A 17,785-nucleotide genomic window follows, 5' to 3' on the forward strand; every position below is an offset into this window, starting at 1 on the left:
CGGCTACTCCTTGCCGAGCACCGTGACGTCCAGCTCCTCGGCGGCGTAGCTGGCGCGGATCACCTTCTTGTCGAACTTGCCGACCGAGGTCTTCGGCACCGACTCGACGATCGCCCAGCGCTCCGGCAGCTGCCAGGAGGCGATCCGCTCGGCGAGGAAGGCCCGCAGCTCCTTCAGCCCGGCCGTGGCACCGGGCCGCAGCACGACGGTGGCCAGCGGCCGCTCGCCCCACTTCTCGTCCGGCACCGCCACCACAGCCGCCTCGGCGACCTCCGGGTGGGCCATCAGCTGGTTCTCCAGGTCCACCGAGGAGATCCACTCGCCGCCGGACTTGATCACGTCCTTGGCCCGGTCGGTCAGGGTCAGGTAGCCGTCCGCGGTGATGGTGCCGACGTCACCCGTCCGCAGCCAGCCGTCCTCGGAGAACTTGTCCTCCGGGCGCTGCGGGTCCTGGTCGGCGCCGCCGTAGTACGCCCCGGCGATCCACGGGCCGCGCACCTCCAGCTCACCCGCCGAGACGCCGTCGTGCGGCATCCGCTCGCCGCCCGGGCCGATCAGCCGGGCCTCGACCGAGGCGGGGAAGATGCCCTGGGTCACCCGGTACGGCCACTCCTCCTCCGGGGTGAGGCCGCCCGGCGCCTGGGCGAAGGAGCCGAGCGGCGAGGTCTCGGTCATCCCCCACGCGTGCACGACCCGGATGCCGTGGCGCTCCTCGAAGCCCTTCATCAGCGAGGGCGGGCAGGCCGAACCGCCGATGACGACCATCCGCAGGCTGGAGGTGTCGTAGTCGCCCGCGTCCAGCTCGTCGAGCAGGCCGCTCCAGATGGTCGGCACGGCGGCGCTGACGGTCGGCCGGACGGCGGCGATCATCTCGGCCATCGGCTTCGGCTGGAGGAAGCGGTCCGGCATGAGCAGGTCGGCGCCGGACATGAAGGCGGCGTGCGGGATGCCCCAGGCGTTCACGTGGAACATCGGGACGACCGGCAGCGCGGTGTCACGCGGCGTGAAGGCGAAGTTGTCGCCGGAGTTGACCTGGAGGCAGTGCAGGTAGACCGAGCGGTGGCTGTAGAGCACGCCCTTCGGGTCGCCCGTGGTGCCGGAGGTGTAGCAGAGCACGGCGGCCTGGCGCTCGTCGATGTCGGTCAGCCAGGGGTACTCGGCCGGCCGGCCGGCGATCAGGTCCTCGTACTCGTGCACGGCGCCGGCGAAGCCGGCCAGCACCGACCGGTCACCCGGGCCGCTGACCACGATGTGCTTGAGCGTCGGGCCGAGCTCCGGCAGAACGGCGGCCAGCAGCGGGAGCACCGTGCCGTTCACGATGATGACGCGGTCGGCGGCGTGGTTGATGATGAACGACAGCTGCTGCGCCGGGAGCCGCAGGTTGAGCGTGTGCAGCACCGCGCCCATCGACGGCACCGCGAGGTACGCCTCCAGGTGTTCGGCGTTGTTCCACATCAAGGTCGCGACCCGGTCGTCGCCCGTCACCCCGAGCTCGTCCCGCAACGCGCACGCCAGCTGCGCGGCCCGCGCCCCGACCTCGGCGTACGTCCGGACCACCGGCCCGGTGCCGTCCCAGGTGGTGACCGTCGACCGCCCGTGGATGGTCGCCCCGTGGTTCAGGATCCGGGCGACGGTGAGCGGTACGTCCTGCATCGTGCTGAACACGGGTCCTCCTTGACCGGGCGGCACTGCGGCTGCGACTGCACCACCATTCGTCTACTCACCGGTAATGCGGGCAGTCGAGCCCGATTGTGCCTCTCCACCCTCCCGATGTCAGCATCCTGACCCCGTTGCACGGATCACGGCTTCGCCGCGGTTCCACCGCTCCGGGGAAGATGCGGAACAACAGGAGGGGGCGAGTGGGGCGGGCGATACTGGTGGGCATGAGCGACAGTCATGAGGACCGCCGGGTTGATCGGGGGGCGGGCGGGTTCCGGGTGCCCTGTCCGTGTTGTTCCGGTGGGGTGCGGACGCGGGCGCGGCTGGGGGTGCGGGCGGACCGGTCGGGAACGGGGCACATCACGGAGACCTGCCGGGACTGCGGGGGGCTCGGCTGGCTGACGCTCGGCCTGAAGGAGTAGGGGCGGAGACGAGCCCGGACTCGTAGGCCGCGATCACCAACTGGGCACGGTCGCGCGCGTCGAGCTTCGCCAGGAGGCGGCCGATGTGGGTCTTGACCGTCCCGGGGCTGAGGTGGAGGTGCTCGCAGAGTTCGGCGTTGGAGAGGCCGCGGGCGATCAGGGTCAGGACCTCCCGCTCCCGCCCGGTCACACCGTCGAGAGCTCCGGCGAAGGGCCACCGGGCGTCCGGGAGGCGGGCGAACTCGGCGATCAGGCGGCGGGTGACCGACGGGGAGAGCAGCGCCTCGCCCTCCGCGACGGTGTGGATGGCCCCGAGCAGGGCGTCCGGCGAGGTGTCCTTGAGCAGGAACCCGGCCGCGCCGGCGCGCAGCGCGGCGAACACGTACTCGTCGAGGTCGAAGGTGGTCAGGATCAGGACCCGGGTGCCTGCCGTGTCGGGCGAGGCGCAGATCTCGCGGGTGGCGGCGATGCCGTCCATACCTGGCATCCGGATGTCCATCAGGATGATGTCCGGCCGGTGGCGGCGGGCCAGTGCGACCGCCTCCTCGCCGGTGCCGGCCTCGGCAACGGCGACGAGCCCGGGAGCGGTCTCGATGAGCACCTTGAAGCTGCCCCGCAGCAGCGCCTGATCGTCCGCCACCAGCACACGGACCGGGCCGGAGGACGCGGAGACGGAGGTGGACGCGGGACCGGAGGAAGTGGGACCGGACGACGTGGGGCCGGAGGAGGTGGGGGCGGTCATGCGGGCGCTCCCTGTCGGGGGTGCGGCAGCCGGGCCGAGACCACGAAGCCGCCGCCCGCGCGGGGCTCGGCGGTGAGCGAGCCGCCGTACATCAGCACGCGCTCGCGCATGCCGAGCAGGCCGTGGCCGCCGGCGAGCCCGGTCCGGTCGGGGGTGGGGGCCCCGGACGGCGGGCCGTGGTCGAGGACGTCGATCAGGACTTCTCCGGCCGTACCGGTCCCGACCGAGACCTGGCAGCGGGTGCCTGCTCCGGAGTGCTTCACCACGTTGGTCAGTGCCTCCTGGACGATGCGGTAGACGGCGAGCTCCATCCCGGCCGGGAGGTGCCCGGGGGCGCGGACCCGCAGCCTGGCCCGGACGCCCGCCTGTTCGGCGCGGCGGACGAGCTGTGGCAGGTCGGCCAGCCCCGGCGCCGGGGCCAGCGAGGCCGACTCCGCCGCGGCACCGGCGTCGTCGCGCAGCACACCGAGGGCCCGGCGCATCTCGGCCAGTGCCTCGCGGCCGGTCTGCTCGATCACCTGCAGGGCGTCGTGGGCCTCCTCCGGGCGGGCCGCGGCGACGTGGTTGGCGATCGAGGCCTTCACGACGATCGTGCTCAGGCTGTGCGACACGATGTCGTGCAACTCCCTTGAAATGCGCATCCGTTCGTCCGCGAGAGCTTGATCGGCGAGCGCCCGGCCCTGCTCGGCCGCCAGCGCGCGGCGCTCGCGCACCCAGCGGCCGACGACCCAGCCGAGGCCCACGGCCAGGCACACCGACGCCGCGGTGGCGCCCGCCTCCGTCCACGACCCGGCCGGCGTGACCACCGCCTCGCCGAGCAGGACCGCCGCGGCGGACGCGGCCAGGGTCACCACCATCGCGACCGCGGAACGCCGGGCCGGCTCCAACAGGGCCACCGGGTAACAGGCCAGGGCGGTGGCGACGAACGGGTCCCGGGTGATGTCCAGCAGGGTGGCGGCCACCGAGGACAGCAGCACCACCGCAAGGACGGGCAGCGGCTGGCGGCGCCGGACGGCGAGCGGCATCCCGACACCTGCGGCCACCAGCCAGCCCAGCCAGGCAGGCCCGCCGAAGACGGGGAGCCCGTCGACCGGTTCGGCGCCGGCCAGGCTCCCGTAGGCGAGGGTGATGACGACGGCCGCCCCTAAGTCGAGCACCATCAGATGGCCGGCATGCGACCGGAGCAGCAAGCGCATCCCCCCACCGTAGTTGCGCGGCCTCATCCCGCCTGCCCGAGGAGGAACATCGCCGTGCCGGCTGCCCCGACGAGCAGCAGCCGCCCGACGACCACACGACGCGCCGGGAGTGGACCGGACCGGAGGACGGAGATTCCGAGCGGGACCAGCGCGAGGCAGAGCCCGGCCAGCGCGACGAGCGAACCCGGCGACGTCCCCTTCAGCACCCCGAGCGGCAGCACCGCCGTCAGCGCCAGCGCAAGGGCCCGCCACGGCCCGAGCACCCCGGACCGGTGCGCGCCGAGGGCCAGCAGGACCCAGCCGCCGAGGACGGCCGCGTTGAGCGTGCTGAAGACGTGGAACGCGCCGTAGGCCTGACCGACCGTACGGGTCGCAGCCTCTGCGCCTTCCTGTGCGGCGAGTTGGAACGCGAGGTGGTCGACACCCGCGTGGAAGGTCCGCGCGGACAGGCCGAGGACCGCCAAGGTCCCACCCCACAGGGCCAGCTCGCGCCGCTGCCGCGCTATCCGGGAGGCGAGCAGCACGATGCCCGGGGAGAGCAGGACACAACCGGCCCCGAAGGCACTGTAGGAGGCGGCGATGAGGGTGGGATGCCCTTCATAGGCGCGGAGTTGGGACGGGTAGAAGAAGTCGTACCGGACGCGGAGCAGCACACCGGCCAGGAGCAGGAGCGGCCCGACGACGAGGGAGACACCGCCGACCCAACGGCCCGGGAAGGTGGCGGGAGGCTCATGGGCCATGGGGCGCGGGCCCCTTGAGGTGGATGAGGAGGCAGGAGCGGGGGCGGAGACGGTCGAGGAGGTCGAGGAGGTCGAGGAGTGCGGCGCGGCGGGTTTCATGGGGCCAACAATGCGGCGACGCCCCACCCCGGCACATCGGAGCACGGTCGTCACTTTCGGGTCGGACCGTGGTCTTACGAGAACGGCCCGACCCGGCCCACCGACAGACCGGATGACAGCGGGCGGGACAACGGCAAGCGGAAGAACGGCGGACGGGACACCGGCGGGCAGGATGACCGCAGGCACGACAACCGCAGGCTGGATGACGGCAGGTCAGCCCTGGTCCGGCCGGTAGAGGCGGACGCAGGCCTCGGGCTCCGGGGTGTAGGCCGGGTCGAGGACGTACCCCTGTTCGGCGGCGATGCGCAGGACCTGCTGAGCCCCGGCGCCACGGTAGGTGGCGAGGTTGATCTGGATGCGCCGCGGAAGGGCCGGTCCCGCGGAGCCGGGCTTGAGGCGGGTGTCGCGGGCCAGAATGCGGCGGATGTGGCGGTCCCAGGCGGCGGCGCTGCCGGACAGCTCCGCCCAGAAGGCGCGCGGCCCGACCGTCCAACGGGCGCCCCAGCGCTCCCAGTGGTCCGGCTCGTGGTGGGTCACCCAGAAGGCCAGCAGGTTGAGCACCCCGTAGACGGGGACGTAGGCGATCTGCAGCACGAACATCAGCGGCAGCAGGAGCGCGAACCGGCCCGGTCGCGGACCCCACGGCGTGCCGGGGGCGGCCGGCGGGTCCTGCGGGCCGGGAGCGGGCAGCCGGGGCGGGGCGGGGAAGACGCGTCGGATCCAGACCCGGTCCGGGTCGCCCCCGACGGACCCGCCCTCCCAGCCGTACCGCTCGGCGAGCCGCACCACGCCGGCCGCGCCGAGGCCCCGGTAGAGGCGGACGGAGAACTTGACCCGCATCGTGCGGGTGAGGTCGTCGCCGACCTCACCGTCGCCGGCGGCGTGCCTCGCCTCGGCCTCGCGGATCCGCCGTTCGAGGATCGGGGTGAGGTACCGCTCCCAGACGTCCGGCCGACCGGTGAGTTCGGCCTTGAGACGGCGCGGCGGGATGAACGTGCGGTTGACCTTCAGCCAGGAGTCGGAGCCGGTCGGACCGCTGGCACCCGTCCAGAGCAGGATCACGATGAGGGACACCAGGGCCGCGATCCAGAGGGGCGCGTAGATCCACTGGAGGGTGAACTGGACCAGCACACCGGTCCGGCTGCGGCGCGGCGCCGGGCCGGGGTAGTCGGTGCTCGGGGGTGCGGGAGCGCGCACTGACTGCGGCACGGCAGGCGCGGGGTACCCGGCCACGGGCTGCGCGGGGTACCCCGCCACGGGCTGCGCGGCCACGGGCTGCGGCGGCACGAACTGCGCGGGCACGGGCTGCGCGGGGACCGGCTGCGGGTACGGGGTGCCCTGGGGGGCGGGGACGGGGACAGGCCGGGCGTACGGGTTGGGTTGCGGCGCGCCGCCGTGCCCGTACGGGTTCGGCTGCGGAACCCCCTGGGCGTACGGGTTCGGCTGCGGCACACCGACGTGCCCGTACGGGTTCGGCTGCGGAACCCCCTGCGCGTACGGGTTCGGCTGCGGCACACCGCCGCGCCCGCCCGCCCCGCCGTAGTACCCCTGACCGTCCGACACGCCCGTCCCCCTCTGCCTGATCGCGCTCGGCTCGATCACGCTCTGCCGATGGAGGTGATCGAGTCAACGGGACACCCTATCCACCCGGCGGTCCTGGACCGTCAGCCCGCCAGCGGGGCGTCGACCTGGTTGCGGTCGATGGTGAGCGTGGCGCCGCCGTACGTCTCCTCGACGTTGCCGTGGTACTGGTGGACCCGCTGGTGGTCGATCCAGAGCTCGGGGGTGAGGGCGCCGCCGCCGGCGGTGTCGGCCTGGTCGTTCCAGCGGGCGTACCAGAGGGTGTCGGGCATCGGGGAGCTGCCGGCGCGGGCGGCGGCGGCGAGGTCGGCGATGCCCGAGTCGAGGCTGGAGTAGAAGCCGGAGCGGAAGCCGGCGGCGTGCAGGGCCTGGGTCCAGCCGAGGGTGAAGTCGACGACGGCCTGCCCGCAGACGGGGTCGTTCACCGGGTACGCCTCGATGTCGAGGAAGACCGGGCTGCCCGTGCCCAACCCGACGGTCATGAGGCCGCTGACCGCCTCGCCCGCCTCGTCCCGGCCCTGCTGGGCGGCGCGGGCCGGGTCGATGCGGTTCGGCTTGTTCTTGAGATCGCTGCACGGCGCCTGGAGGCCGACGTGCACGGGGAGGAACCGCCAGCCCATCGCACGCGCCTGGCGGACCCAGTCGGCGGTGAGCCTCGGCTGGGTGCAGCCGCGCTGGGTACCGCTGGTGTAGATGCCGAGCGCGCCGTACGGGGAGACGCCGCGCCAGGCGCGGAGGGTTTCGAGCGGCGGTGCGGTGCAGGCGTCGAAGGCGGCACCGCTGAAGGCTTCGCGGGTGCGGGCGGGTGGGGGTCCGGCCAGGTCGGGAAGGACGGTGGCCCGGATGCGGGGCACGGCGGCGGCCGCCGGGGCGCCCACATCCGTCCCGTCGACGGCCAGCAGGAGGACGAGGGAGGCGGCGGCCATGGCCGCCGGGCGGAGATAGCGCACCTGGCATTGATACTGACGGACCATCGGACGAATGCGGCAGCCGCGCCGCGGGCGCCGGAGAAGCCCACCCTTTCGGGCGCACCCGTCCATATCCGTCCCGATTCTGGTAACGAGCTTGCAGCCACGTCACTCCTTACGGCAAACTCGCCATTATGCCCACGCTCAACCCCAGCGAAACCACCGCCCCGACGCCGGCCGTCGCCGTCGCCGAGGCCCTTGCCATGCCGCCCGCCCCCAAGGGCGAGCCCGCCGGCGAGCGCGGTGGCTGGCGACGAGGCGGGGCGCCCGGCTCCGAGACACCACCAGGCACGCAGCCCGGCCGGCCCACCGGCCGGCGGTTCCCGAACTTCCTGCGGCGCCCGGAGAAGATCCCGGCGCCGCTCTTCTGTCTGACCGCGATGTTCCTGGTCCAGCTCGGCATCGCACTCTCCAAGCCGCTGTTCGGCCCGCTCGGGGTCAGCGGCACGACGTTCCTCCGGCTGGGCTTCGCAGCGGTGATCCTGCTCGCCGCCACCCGGCCCCGGCTGCGGGGCCGCCGTCCGCGCGACCTCGCCGCGGCCGGCCTGCTCGGCATGGCCTCCGCCGGGATGACGCTGCTGTTCGCCGGGGCCATCGACCGGCTGCCGATGGGCACCGCCGCGACCGTCGAGTTCCTCGGTCCGCTCGCGGTCGCGCTGGTCTTCGCGCGCCGGGCCAGCCACCTGGTCTGGGCGCTACTGGCGGCTGGCGGCGTGGCCCTGCTGACCCTGCTCGGCGAGGGCGGCGGCGGGGCCGGGCTGGACCCGGTCGGCCTGGTGTACGCCTTCGGCGCCGCCGCCTGCTACGCCGCGTACATCCTGTTCACGGACAAGGTCGGCGCCGCCTTCCAGGGTTTCCAGGGGCTCGCCGTCTCGATGACGGTGGGCGCGCTGACGCTGGCGCCGTTCGGGCTCGGCCAGGCCTGGGACGGCCTGACCGCGCCGGGCACCTCGCCGCTGGTGCTGCTGCTCTCGGTCGCCGGGGTTTCGCTGCTGCTGCCGGTGATCCCGTACGCGCTGGAGATGACGGCGCTGCGGCGGATGCCGCAGCGGGTCTTCAGCGTGCTGGTGAGTCTGGAGCCGGCGGTCAGTGCACTGGTCGGGCTGGTGGTGCTGGGACAGCTGCTCGGTGCGGCGCAGCTGGCCGGAATCGGCTGTGTGGTGGCCGCCAGCGTCGGGGGCACCCTGACCGGGCGGCGCTGAGCCGAGCGCGGCCGGGCGCCGGGCGGCGCCTCACCGGCCTGCGCGCAACCGGTCGGCGTACAACCGGCCGGCGCCTCACCGGCCGGCGCCCTACGGCCAGAGCAGCGTCCGTGACCACTCCGGGGTGCGGACCGGCCCCGTCCGGGTGTAGCGCAGCCGGACGTGGCGGCGGTCCGCGTCGCCCTGCCAGAACTCCACCTCGTGGGCCCAGAGCGTGTAGACGGCGTGCCCCGCGGCGACCGCGTCCGGGGTGGCCTCCAGACGGCGGCGGGCGACCGCGACCGCCTCGTCGTACTCGGCCAGGGAGGCCAGCGGCTCGCTCTGCCGTCCCACCAGCGCGCCGATCCGGGCATCCGGGGAGCGGGTCGCGAACTCGGCGCCGGCGACCTGGTCGGCGGCACGCTCGACGGTGCCCCGGACCCTGACCTGGCGGCCGAGCGGCGGCCAGTAGAGGGTGAGCGCGGCGGCCGGGTGGTCGGCGAGCTGACGGCCCTTCGGACTGTCGGCGGCGGCCGAGAAGACCCAGCCGGTGCCGGCCGCGTCCACGTCGCGCAGCACCAGCACCCGGGCGTCCGGAAGGCCGTCGGCGTCGACCGTGGAGAGGGTGGCGACCTGCGGGTCCAGCACGCCGGCCGCGAGGGCGGTGGCGAGCCAGTCGACGAAGAGCGGGCCGGGCTCGGCCGGGGCCGCCTCGGCGTCGAAGGACGGCAGCGGGCGGGCCATCGGCGGACGGCCGAGCAGCAGCTCGGGTACGGACCTGGGCTCGGGCCTCGGCTCCAGCCGCGGTTCGGGCCTCGTCTCCGGTCCCGGTGCAGGCCTGGCCTCGCCCGGGCCCTTCAGGCCCTCCTCCTCCGCTGCCATCGCACCCTTCCTTCCGGTTGCCGCGGCCGCAGCCCTCGCCGGACGGGCCTCCGGGGGCCCGGGCACGGGGTGCGCTGTCGGAGCGCAACCGTACCGCCGAGGGGTGACGGCTCCGCGCGCGCCCTGGCCCGACGGGGTTCGCGGCGGCCGGACGGGACGGTCGGGCACGCGCCCGGGCGGGCGGCCGGGCACGCGCCCGGGCAGGCGCCGGTGCGTACCGGGAGGGCCCGTCCCCGGACGCGCTCGTGGGCGGTGCCGTCGATCGGCACCGCCCACGAGGCCGGTTCGCGGTGACCCTTTCCGCTACCCGGTCGTTCCCTGCATCGAGTCGTCTCGCTTCGATCCCCACCGTGGATGCTCAGATCACCCGCGGTCACCCACCCCCGGCGCCCCCGCCGGCGGTGGTGGTACCCGTAACGCTCAGGGGAAGAGTCAGTGGAAGACCGGGGCGAAGACGAGGTTGACGTTCTTGTTGGACTGGCCGGCCAGGATGACGCCCGTGTTGTCCTTCACCGCGAGGGTGTTGGCCTGGTTCGAGGCACCGGCGCCGGTGGCCGTCTGCTGGGTGGAGACGTAGTTGCCGTCGACGGAGCCGAAGACGTTCCCCGTCCCGACGTTCGACACCACGCCGCTGCTGGAGCCGTCGTTGGCCGCCGCACCGTTGTCGGCGGCGGCGGAACCGGCACCCGCGAGCAGCAGACCGGCCGCGAGCGGAGCGGCGACCAGAAGACCGGCAAGCCGGCGACTTCGATTGCGGATGTGGATACGAGCCATGGGTCTGCCTCCAAAAAGCTGTCAATCGGGTATTCGTGCATTGAGTGCGGGAGTTCGTCGGCCAGACGAACACCAGCGGGCTGCGACGCCGAGGGACAGACTTCCGCAACAAATCGACAAAGCACCACCTCGGGGCGGCAGTTTCGCCCGTTAGCGTGATATCCAGGGCAGCGAGGAATAACGGCCCCGCGATCGGAAAGCGCGCCGACACACCATCATCCACCTGGGATTTTGCCCGAACGATGGCAAGCCAGGAGGCCACCGTGAACAGCACACGGGGGGCACACGGAGAACCCGTCGCACCACCCTGGCGCGAATCCCGCCCGATCGCGCCCCTCAAGGTCGCGCGACCGTACCGTGTCGATATATCCAGCCATCCTGTGACTGTTCAAACAATCCTATTTCCCGCGGGCCATGTCACGACTCAGCCCCCGCGCCACGGCTCAGCCCGCGCCCCAGAGCGCGACTCAGAGCGCGCCCCAGAGCGCGACCCGGCCCGCGACTCAGACCGCCTTCCCGGGATTGAGGATGCCCAGCGGGTCGAAGACAGCCTTCACCTGGCGCTGGAGCTCCACCGCCACCGGCCCCAACTCGCGCGCCAGCCAGTCCCGTTTCAGCAGCCCGACCCCGTGCTCCCCGGTGATCGTGCCGCCCAGCTCCAGCCCCAACGCCATGATCTCGTCGAAGGACCGCTGCGCCCGCGCCGACTCCTCGGGATCGGCGGCGTCGAAGATGACGATCGGGTGCGTGTTGCCGTCGCCGGCGTGGCTCACCACCCCGATGGTCAGCTCGTGCCGCTCGGCGATCGCGGCCACGCCGTTCAGCATCTCGGCGAGCCGGGAGCGCGGCACCGCCACGTCGTCGATCATCGTGGTGCCCAGCCGGTCCAGCGCCGGGAGCGCCAACCGCCTTGCCTCCAGCAGCATTTCGGACTCGGCCTGGTCGTCGGCCGGTACCACCTCGGTCGCGCCGGCCACCCGGCAGATCTCTCCCACCACCGCCAGCTCGGCCGCCGGATCCGTTCCGTCGAAGGCCACCAGCAGCAGCGCCTGCGTCGACTCCGGAAGCCCCATCTGCGCCAGCTCGTTGACCGCCCGGATGCTCACCGAGTCCATCAGCTCCATCAGCGACGGCGTGAGCCCGCGCGCCATCACCTCGCAGACCGCGGCGCCTGCCGCGTCCGCGCTCGGGAACTCCGCGACCAGCGCCAACTGCGGTGCAGGAGCGGGACGCAGGGCAACCACTGCCCGGACCACCACCCCCAGTGTGCCCTCCGAACCGACCAGCAGCCGGGTCAGGTCGTAGCCGGCGACGCCCTTGGCCGTCCGGCGCCCGGTGGAGAGCAGCCTCCCGTCCGCCAGCACCACGTCCAGCCCGAGCACGTACTCGCTGGTGACGCCGTACTTCACGCAGCAGAGGCCACCCGCGCCGGTGCCGATGTTGCCGCCGATCGTGCAGGACTCCCAGCTGGACGGGTCCGGCGGATAGGAGAGCCCCAACTCTCCTGCTGCGCGCGACAGTTCCGCGTTCACCACACCGGGCTCGACCACCGCGATCCGGTTCACCGGGTCGAGCTCCAGGATCCGGTTCATCCTGACCATCGACAGCACGATGCAGCCGTCGACGGCGTTGGCCGCGCCGGAGAGCCCGGTCCGGGCGCCCTGCGGCACCACCGGGACGCGCAGCTCGGTGGCGATCCGCAGGATGTGCTGCACCTGCTCGACCGTCTCCGGGAAGACCACCACCGCCGGGGTGCCGGCGGCGCAGAATCCCGCCATGTCATGGCTGTAGGCGGCCATCACATCCGGGTCCACCACCAGTGCGCCGGGCGGGAGCCCCTGTGCCAGTCGGTCCGTCAGATCACTCATCGCCGCCTCCGATCGCCACCCGGCGCACGCCGTCCGGCGGTACGCCGCCCTGTTCACGCGCCGCCCGACCGTCGTACACCGCCCGTCGGCCGCTGGTGCCCGGCCGCGGGCCGCGCGGTCGTACGCCGCCCGTCGCCTCTGCCCGCACTCTGCCCGGCGGCTGGACGACCGGCAAGTACGCCGCTCCGGCCCGGCCCGCCCCGGACGGAGGATGGCCCACACCCTCCGCACCGGCAGAGGCAGAGTTGGAGGCAGAGGCAGGGGCAGGAGGCAGGGGCGCCGGCAGACGCAGTGCAGTCCAGTGGGCCACGCATCCGGGCCACGCAGCCGTGTCGCACATCGGGCTGCACGGAGGCGTCAGGCAGCGACGCCCGTCAGGCCCGGCGCAGTGCGGCCGACGTCAGCGCGACGAGCCCTGCCGCGCCGGTCGCCAACGCGCAGAGCGCCGTCGGCCAGCGGGGGCCGGCCGCGTCGGCGAGGACGCCGAGCAGGCCCGTCGACAGCACCAGGGCGCCGCTCTGCACCAGCGTCAACAGTGCCTGCACGCGGGAGAGATGGCCGGCCGGGGCCCCGCCGAGGACCAGCGGGCCGAGGTGGCAGGCGAAGAGGCCCGAGCCTGCCCCGGCCACCACGCCGCCAGCGACCGCCGCCGGCACGCCGGGCGCCCATGCCAGCAGCGCGATCCCCGCCGCGGCCGAGCAGAGACCGGCGGCCGCCCCGACCCCGGCCCGCCGCAGGGCCCCCCGCCAGGCGATCAGACCGGCCACCAGCAGGACCCCGGCACCCTGCCCGCCGGCCACCAGTCCGGCGGCCCCGGCACCCCAGCCGTGCGTCCGGGCGAGCAGCGGCGCCAGCAAGGAGACGACCGGCAGCAGCGCCCCGGCGGCGGCCCCGGTCAGTAGCAGTGCCGCCCGCAGCAGCGGGTCGGCCAACGCGAGACGGACGCCGTCGGCCGCCTCGCGCAGCAGCCCCGGGGAGTCCCCGGGCTGCCCCGGCCCCCTCCCGTCCGGCTCTTCCCGCCCGTCCCGCTCTTCCCGCTCGTCCCGCCCCTCCTGCGGCCGCACCCGCAGCAGCACCAGCAGGACGACCCCGAAGCTCACCGCATCCGCCAGCGCCGCCCCGGACAGCCCGCCCAGCGCGACCAGCACGCCGCCCAGCGGCGCCCCGAGCAGTGCGGCGACCTGCCCGCCCGCCTGCCGCAGCGCGAGCGCCCGGGACAGCTGCCCGGCACCCACCAGGCGGCGCGGCATCGACCCGCTCGCCGGAAGGTAGAACGCGTCGACGGTGCCGATCACGACGGCCGCCACGACCAGCAGCCGCAGCGGCGTGCCCCAGCCGGACGCGGCCGCCGCCAGGGCCAGCGTGGCACCCAGCATCACCGCGTCCCCGGCGAGCATCACCCGGCGCGCCCCGAACCGGTCCGCCACCGCGCCGCCCAGCAGCACCAGGACGGTGCGCGGCACCGTGATCGCGGTGAGCACCAGGCCCGCCGCACCCCCGCCGTGGGCGGACGCGGCCCAGCCCAGCGCGAAGTAGAGCGCCGCGTCACCCAGCAGGCCGGCCTGGGAGCCGGCGAGCCAGACCAGGTACGGCCCGGGCAGCGCCGCCCGCCGCGCCGGTGCGGCAGCGGTACCGGGAGGACCGGAAGGATCAGGAGGACCGGGAGAACCGGAAGGACCGGAAGGACCGGGAGGACCGGGAGGACCGGAAGGACCGGAAGGACCGGAAGGACCGGGAGAACCGGGAGAACCGGGAGAACCGGGAGGACCGGCGGGCGTGGTTTCGGTGGTGCTGGTCGTCGCCATGCCTGCCGACCGTAGGACCCTCGACCTGGTCGAGGGCAAACCGGCCGCAGCCCACCCCGCACCGGTCCCGCACCGACTACGCGCGGACCACCGGCTCCTGAAACTCCGTCACCCAGTCCGCCTGGCTGTCCGGGCACTCCAGGTACAGCTCACGCGCGTACCCCGCGGAGCGGTAGCCGTTCTCGGCGATGAAGCGGGCCAGCGTCTGGAAGGCACCCACCGCGTCGTCCATCGAACCGCGGTGCACGATGGTCGCCGCCTCCGCGATCTCCGGCAGGTCGACCACCGCGAAGCCGGACTCCCCCTCCCCGGTCACGGCCTTCGCGACCGGGACCGCCACCCGGATCAGCACCGCGCCGTCGCCGTCCGGCACGTCCTCGTACCGGGCCAACGACGGACCGGCCTCCTCCACCCCGGCCTCCGCCAGCCGGCGGCAGAGCTCGGCGAACAGCGGGCCGATCACCGGCCCGATGTCCTCCGGTTCGTAGCTCGCCGCGACGGCCGTCAGCTCCGCGACCCGCACCGACGGCACCCGCTTCACCACGACATCGTGCACCGACATCGTTCCCTCGCTCTCGATCGTCCGGAGCCTCGCCTCGACCCGGGCCAGCCGCTGGGCGTCCGCCGCCATCGCCGCGGCGAGTTCGGCTCGCCGCAGCCGCAGCATCCCGCGCAGCTCGGCCGCGTCCACCCGCTCGTCCAGGACGGCCAGCACCTGCTGCAGCGTGAAGCCGAGGTCCTTGAGCGCGATGACGCGGTTGAGCCGGGCGAGTTGGGCGGCCTCGTAGGAGCGGTAGCCGCTGGCCGGGTCGACACGGGCCGGGCGCAGCAGCCCGATCGCGTCGTAGTGGCGCAGCATGCGGACCGACACCCGGCCGTGCTTGGCGAAGTCTCCGATGTTGAACATGATGCCTCCAGTGCAGACCCTCACACCGTGTCATGGTCAAGCACCGCGCTCCGCCTCCCCCTCCTGCCTCCTCTCCTGCCTGCCCCTCCCGGTTGCCGGCCACCCGGCCCGCCCCGCCCCGGCCGCCGCCCGCGCAGTGGCGCTCCGCCGCGGCTCAGTCGGTCACGTCGAACCCCCGTCGCCGGCCCAGTTCCCGCAGGCTGCGCTGCCCGGGGATGCCGTTCGCGTCGGAGCCCGCGTAGCCGAGGCTGCGCTGGAACGCCGCGTACGCCTGCACCGTCATAGTGCCGAGCGAGCCGTCGACCCAGCGCTGTTCCAGGAACCCCTCGTCCGCCAGCGCCTGCTCGACGATCCGGACCTCGCCGCCGTAGGTCTGGTGCCCCTGCTCGGCGCCGGGGTCCCTCCGCGCCGCCGCGACGATGTGGGCCAATGAGACCTGGTACGGCGAGGGCAGCCGGCCGAGCAGCCGGCGCAGCGAGTCCTCGCCCGGCACGCCGTCCGCGGCAGACCCCGAGTAGCCCAGACTCTGCTGGTAGTCCTGGTAGTTGAGGGTGTCGGCGTCGCGCCAGTCCTCGTCCGGGCCGACCGTGTAGTGCGAGCCGTGGCCCGCGGCGACCAGCGCCTCGCCGACCTCCCGGACCTGCGGGCCGTGCGCGCCGTAGCCGTACTCCAGACCGTTGATGGTCACCCGGTACCGGGCCGGCCCGCTGTCCGAACGCGGCGGCGGCAGCGGCGTACCTGTCCCGCCCACGGCCGCGGCGACACCGGGCAGCACCACGGCCAGGAACTGCTGCACCCGCGCGTCGCCCGGGCAGGCGGTGCCGCCGTCCGACCAGTCCGGGAACAACCGGTGGTACCCGAAGCCCGGGTCGTCGGCGCTGCGGCAGATCCGCACCGGGATCCCGTGCTGCCGGTGCAGCCAGACCCCGAGCGCGATCAGCGCCGCGACCTGCGCGTCCGTCCACGGATCGGTGTGCTGGTCGTTGCTGGCCGACTCGATGCTCACCGCCCCCGTGCCGTCCGGTCGCCGGTTGGCGTACATGTTGGCGTCGGCGCGGGTCTGCGTGCCGATGAACTGGCCCACGTGCCCGTCGTAGCCGACCCCGAAGTGGGACTCCAGATTGGTCGAGTCCCGCCAGTACTCGTACATGCGCCGCGGCGTCCACGGCGCCGCGATGCTGTGGAAGATCACCTGCGTCGGCACGATCGCCGGCTGCGCGTCCGACTCGGGCTGGAGCTCCATCTTCTCAGCGCCGGGGTACCAGGCCATCCGTCTCTCCTCGCCGGGCCCGGGGCGGTCCGCCCCTCACTCCCGACAAACGAGACCTCGCGCCCCGCGAGAGGACACCTCCGCCCCAAACCCCCCGTTCAGGTGAAAGCGGACACCGCTCCCCCGGCCCGGAAACGCAGAAGGCGGGTGCCGGAAGCTACCGGCACCCGCCTTGAGCAGGTGGTTCTCCTACCAGCGGAGAGCGTGGGATTCGAACCCACGGTGACGGGTCACGCCACGACAGTTTTCAAGACTGTTCCCTTAGGCCGCTCGGGCAGCTCTCCAGGCGGAGGTCAGCCTAACGGGTCCGGCGGGGTTCGGTGCACCGGGTTTGGGGAGGTGGCGGGTCAGCTGTCGCCGACCCGCTCGGCGAGGGTGACCTTGGTGGTGAAGGTCTGGCCGTTGCGGGTGTACTCGACGTCCACGGTTTCGCCGGGCTTGTGGGTCCAGATCTTGCTGACCAGGGCGGGGCCGTTCTCGATCGGGCTGCCGCCGAGCTTGGTGATGACGTCGCCCGGCTTGAGGCCGGCCTTGTCGGCGGCGCCGCCGGGGGTGACGGCGGGGGTGCCCTGGATGTCTCGCGTCTGGATCTGCGCGCCGTCGCCCTTGTAGTCGTCGTTGCGCAGGACGTCGAGCTTCGCGTACACGGGCTTGCCGGTCTTGATCAGCGTGTCGGCGACCCACCGGGCCTGGTTGATCGGGATGGCGAAGCCGAGACCGATGCTGCCGGCCCGGCCGTTGCTGGAGGTGTTGGACTGGATCGCCGAGTTGATGCCCATCACCGCGCCGCTGGAGTCCAGCAGCGGGCCGCCGGAGTTGCCGGGGTTGATGGAGGCGTCGGTCTGCAGGGCGTTCATGTACGAGGACTGGGCGCCGGTCTCGTCGCCGGACGCGACCGGACGGTCCTTGGCGCTGATGATGCCGGTGGTGACGGTGGATTCCAGGCCGTACGGGGCGCCGATGGCGATGGTGGAGTCACCGACGTTGACCTTGTCGGAGTCGGCCAGCGGAAGGGGCGTCAGCTTGCCCTTCGGCGGGTTGTCGAGCTTCACCACGGCGACGTCGTAGCCCTCGGCGCGGCCGAGCACGGAGGCGCTGTAGGAGTTGCCGTCGGCGAACTTGACGGTCAGTTTGCCGCCGTTGGAGGCGGGGGCGACGACGTGGTTGTTGGTGAGGATGTGGCCCTCGGTGTCGAAGACGAAGCCGGTGCCGGTGCCGGACTCGCCGTTGCCCTGCGCCTTGATGGTGACGACGCTGGGCAGCGCCTTCTGCGCGATGCCGGCGACGGAGCCGGGGGCGGGCTCGTTCTTCTGCGGGCTGCTGGCCTGGACGGTGGTGCTCCGGTGGTCGTCCGAGGCGAGGATGCCGTTGCCGTCACGGTCGGCGACGGCGACACCGAGCGCGCCGCCGGCCACACCGGCGACCAGGGCGACGGCGGCGATGAGGGCGATCAGGCCGCCGCGCTTCTTGCGCGGGCCGCCGGGCTCGGGGGCGGCGGGGTACTCGCCCGGGTAGCCGAGCGGGCCGCCGGGGTAGCCGGGGCCGCCGGGCGTGCCGGCACCGCCGCCGGTGGCGTCGTGCATGCCCCAGCCGCCGAGCGGCTGGCCGGCGCCGAACGGGTGGTGCTGGCCGGGGGCCGCGGGCGCGCCCGGTGCCGCCGGGGCGCCGTACGGGTCGTGGCCGGGGGCGGC

At 73.8% G+C, this 17,785-nt stretch carries 14 protein-coding genes and 1 tRNA gene; 1 reads left to right on the top strand and 14 read right to left on the bottom strand.

Going from position 1 to position 17,785, the window contains the following annotated elements; translation table 11 throughout:
• Positions 1–3 precede the first annotated feature (3 nt).
• The 6 genes from J5Y04_RS34270 to J5Y04_RS34295 form a co-directional block, all read right to left on the bottom strand.
• On the bottom strand, positions 4–1,665 hold the full coding sequence (locus J5Y04_RS34270) for a long-chain fatty acid--CoA ligase (RefSeq protein ID WP_209416441.1): 1,662 nt from the start codon (positions 1,663–1,665) through the stop codon (positions 4–6).
• 354 nt (positions 1,666–2,019) lie between these two features.
• On the bottom strand, positions 2,020–2,823 hold the full coding sequence (locus J5Y04_RS34275; RefSeq protein WP_209416442.1) for a response regulator transcription factor: 804 nt from the start codon (positions 2,821–2,823) through the stop codon (positions 2,020–2,022).
• Entirely contained in the window at positions 2,820–4,019 is a 1,200-nt protein-coding gene (locus J5Y04_RS34280; protein ID WP_209416443.1) for a sensor histidine kinase, read from the bottom strand. The genes J5Y04_RS34275 and J5Y04_RS34280 overlap by 4 nt, the downstream gene beginning before the upstream one ends.
• 23 nt (positions 4,020–4,042) lie before the next feature.
• Positions 4,043–4,759 carry a hypothetical protein gene (locus J5Y04_RS34285; RefSeq protein WP_209416444.1) on the bottom strand — a complete coding sequence of 239 codons (717 nt, stop codon included), beginning with the start codon at positions 4,757–4,759 and terminating at the stop codon, positions 4,043–4,045.
• A gap of 312 nt (positions 4,760–5,071) precedes the next feature.
• A complete protein-coding gene (locus tag J5Y04_RS43335) occupies positions 5,072–6,421 on the bottom strand; it encodes a hypothetical protein (RefSeq protein ID WP_209416445.1) in 1,350 nt (449 codons plus the stop codon).
• 101 nt (positions 6,422–6,522) lie between these two features.
• Positions 6,523–7,389: a DUF1906 domain-containing protein gene (locus J5Y04_RS34295; protein ID WP_209416446.1), complete on the bottom strand. Its 867-nt coding sequence runs from the start codon at positions 7,387–7,389 to the stop codon at positions 6,523–6,525.
• A gap of 152 nt (positions 7,390–7,541) precedes the next feature.
• On the opposite strand from J5Y04_RS34295, the gene J5Y04_RS34300 reads away from it, so the two are divergent.
• Positions 7,542–8,609, top strand: a complete 1,068-nt coding sequence (locus tag J5Y04_RS34300; protein ID WP_245205998.1) for a DMT family transporter — start codon at positions 7,542–7,544, stop codon at positions 8,607–8,609.
• Positions 8,610–8,699: 90 nt separating this feature from the next.
• On the opposite strand, the gene J5Y04_RS34305 is transcribed toward J5Y04_RS34300, so the two are convergent.
• The 8 genes from J5Y04_RS34305 to J5Y04_RS34340 form a co-directional block, all read right to left on the bottom strand.
• Positions 8,700–9,470 (bottom strand): pyridoxal 5'-phosphate synthase, encoded by a 771-nt coding sequence (locus tag J5Y04_RS34305; protein WP_241002682.1) that lies wholly within the window; start codon positions 9,468–9,470, stop codon positions 8,700–8,702.
• 432 nt (positions 9,471–9,902) lie between these two features.
• Entirely contained in the window at positions 9,903–10,244 is a 342-nt protein-coding gene (locus tag J5Y04_RS34310) for a hypothetical protein (RefSeq protein WP_209416447.1), read from the bottom strand.
• A 503-nt stretch (positions 10,245–10,747) separates the two neighbouring features.
• Positions 10,748–12,112 carry an FAD-binding oxidoreductase gene (locus J5Y04_RS34315; RefSeq protein WP_209416448.1) on the bottom strand — a complete coding sequence of 455 codons (1,365 nt, stop codon included), beginning with the start codon at positions 12,110–12,112 and terminating at the stop codon, positions 10,748–10,750.
• 374 nt (positions 12,113–12,486) lie between these two features.
• Positions 12,487–13,713, bottom strand: a complete 1,227-nt coding sequence (locus J5Y04_RS34320) for an MFS transporter (RefSeq protein ID WP_245206031.1) — start codon at positions 13,711–13,713, stop codon at positions 12,487–12,489.
• Positions 13,714–13,993: 280 nt separating this feature from the next.
• The gene (locus J5Y04_RS34325) at positions 13,994–14,824 is read right to left on the bottom strand and encodes a MerR family transcriptional regulator (RefSeq protein WP_209416450.1); all 831 of its coding nucleotides are present in this window, start codon (positions 14,822–14,824) and stop codon (positions 13,994–13,996) included.
• Positions 14,825–14,978: 154 nt separating this feature from the next.
• Entirely contained in the window at positions 14,979–16,094 is a 1,116-nt protein-coding gene (locus J5Y04_RS34330; RefSeq protein WP_209416451.1) for a peptidoglycan-binding protein, read from the bottom strand.
• Positions 16,095–16,290: 196 nt separating this feature from the next.
• Positions 16,291–16,378, bottom strand: a tRNA-Ser gene (locus tag J5Y04_RS34335).
• 63 nt (positions 16,379–16,441) lie between these two features.
• On the bottom strand, positions 16,442–17,785 hold a 1,344-nt coding region (locus tag J5Y04_RS34340; RefSeq protein WP_209416452.1), incomplete at its 5' end, for a S1C family serine protease.

The sequence above is a fragment of the Kitasatospora sp. RG8 genome (assembly GCF_017813315.1).
GTDB lineage: Bacteria > Actinomycetota > Actinomycetes > Streptomycetales > Streptomycetaceae > Kitasatospora.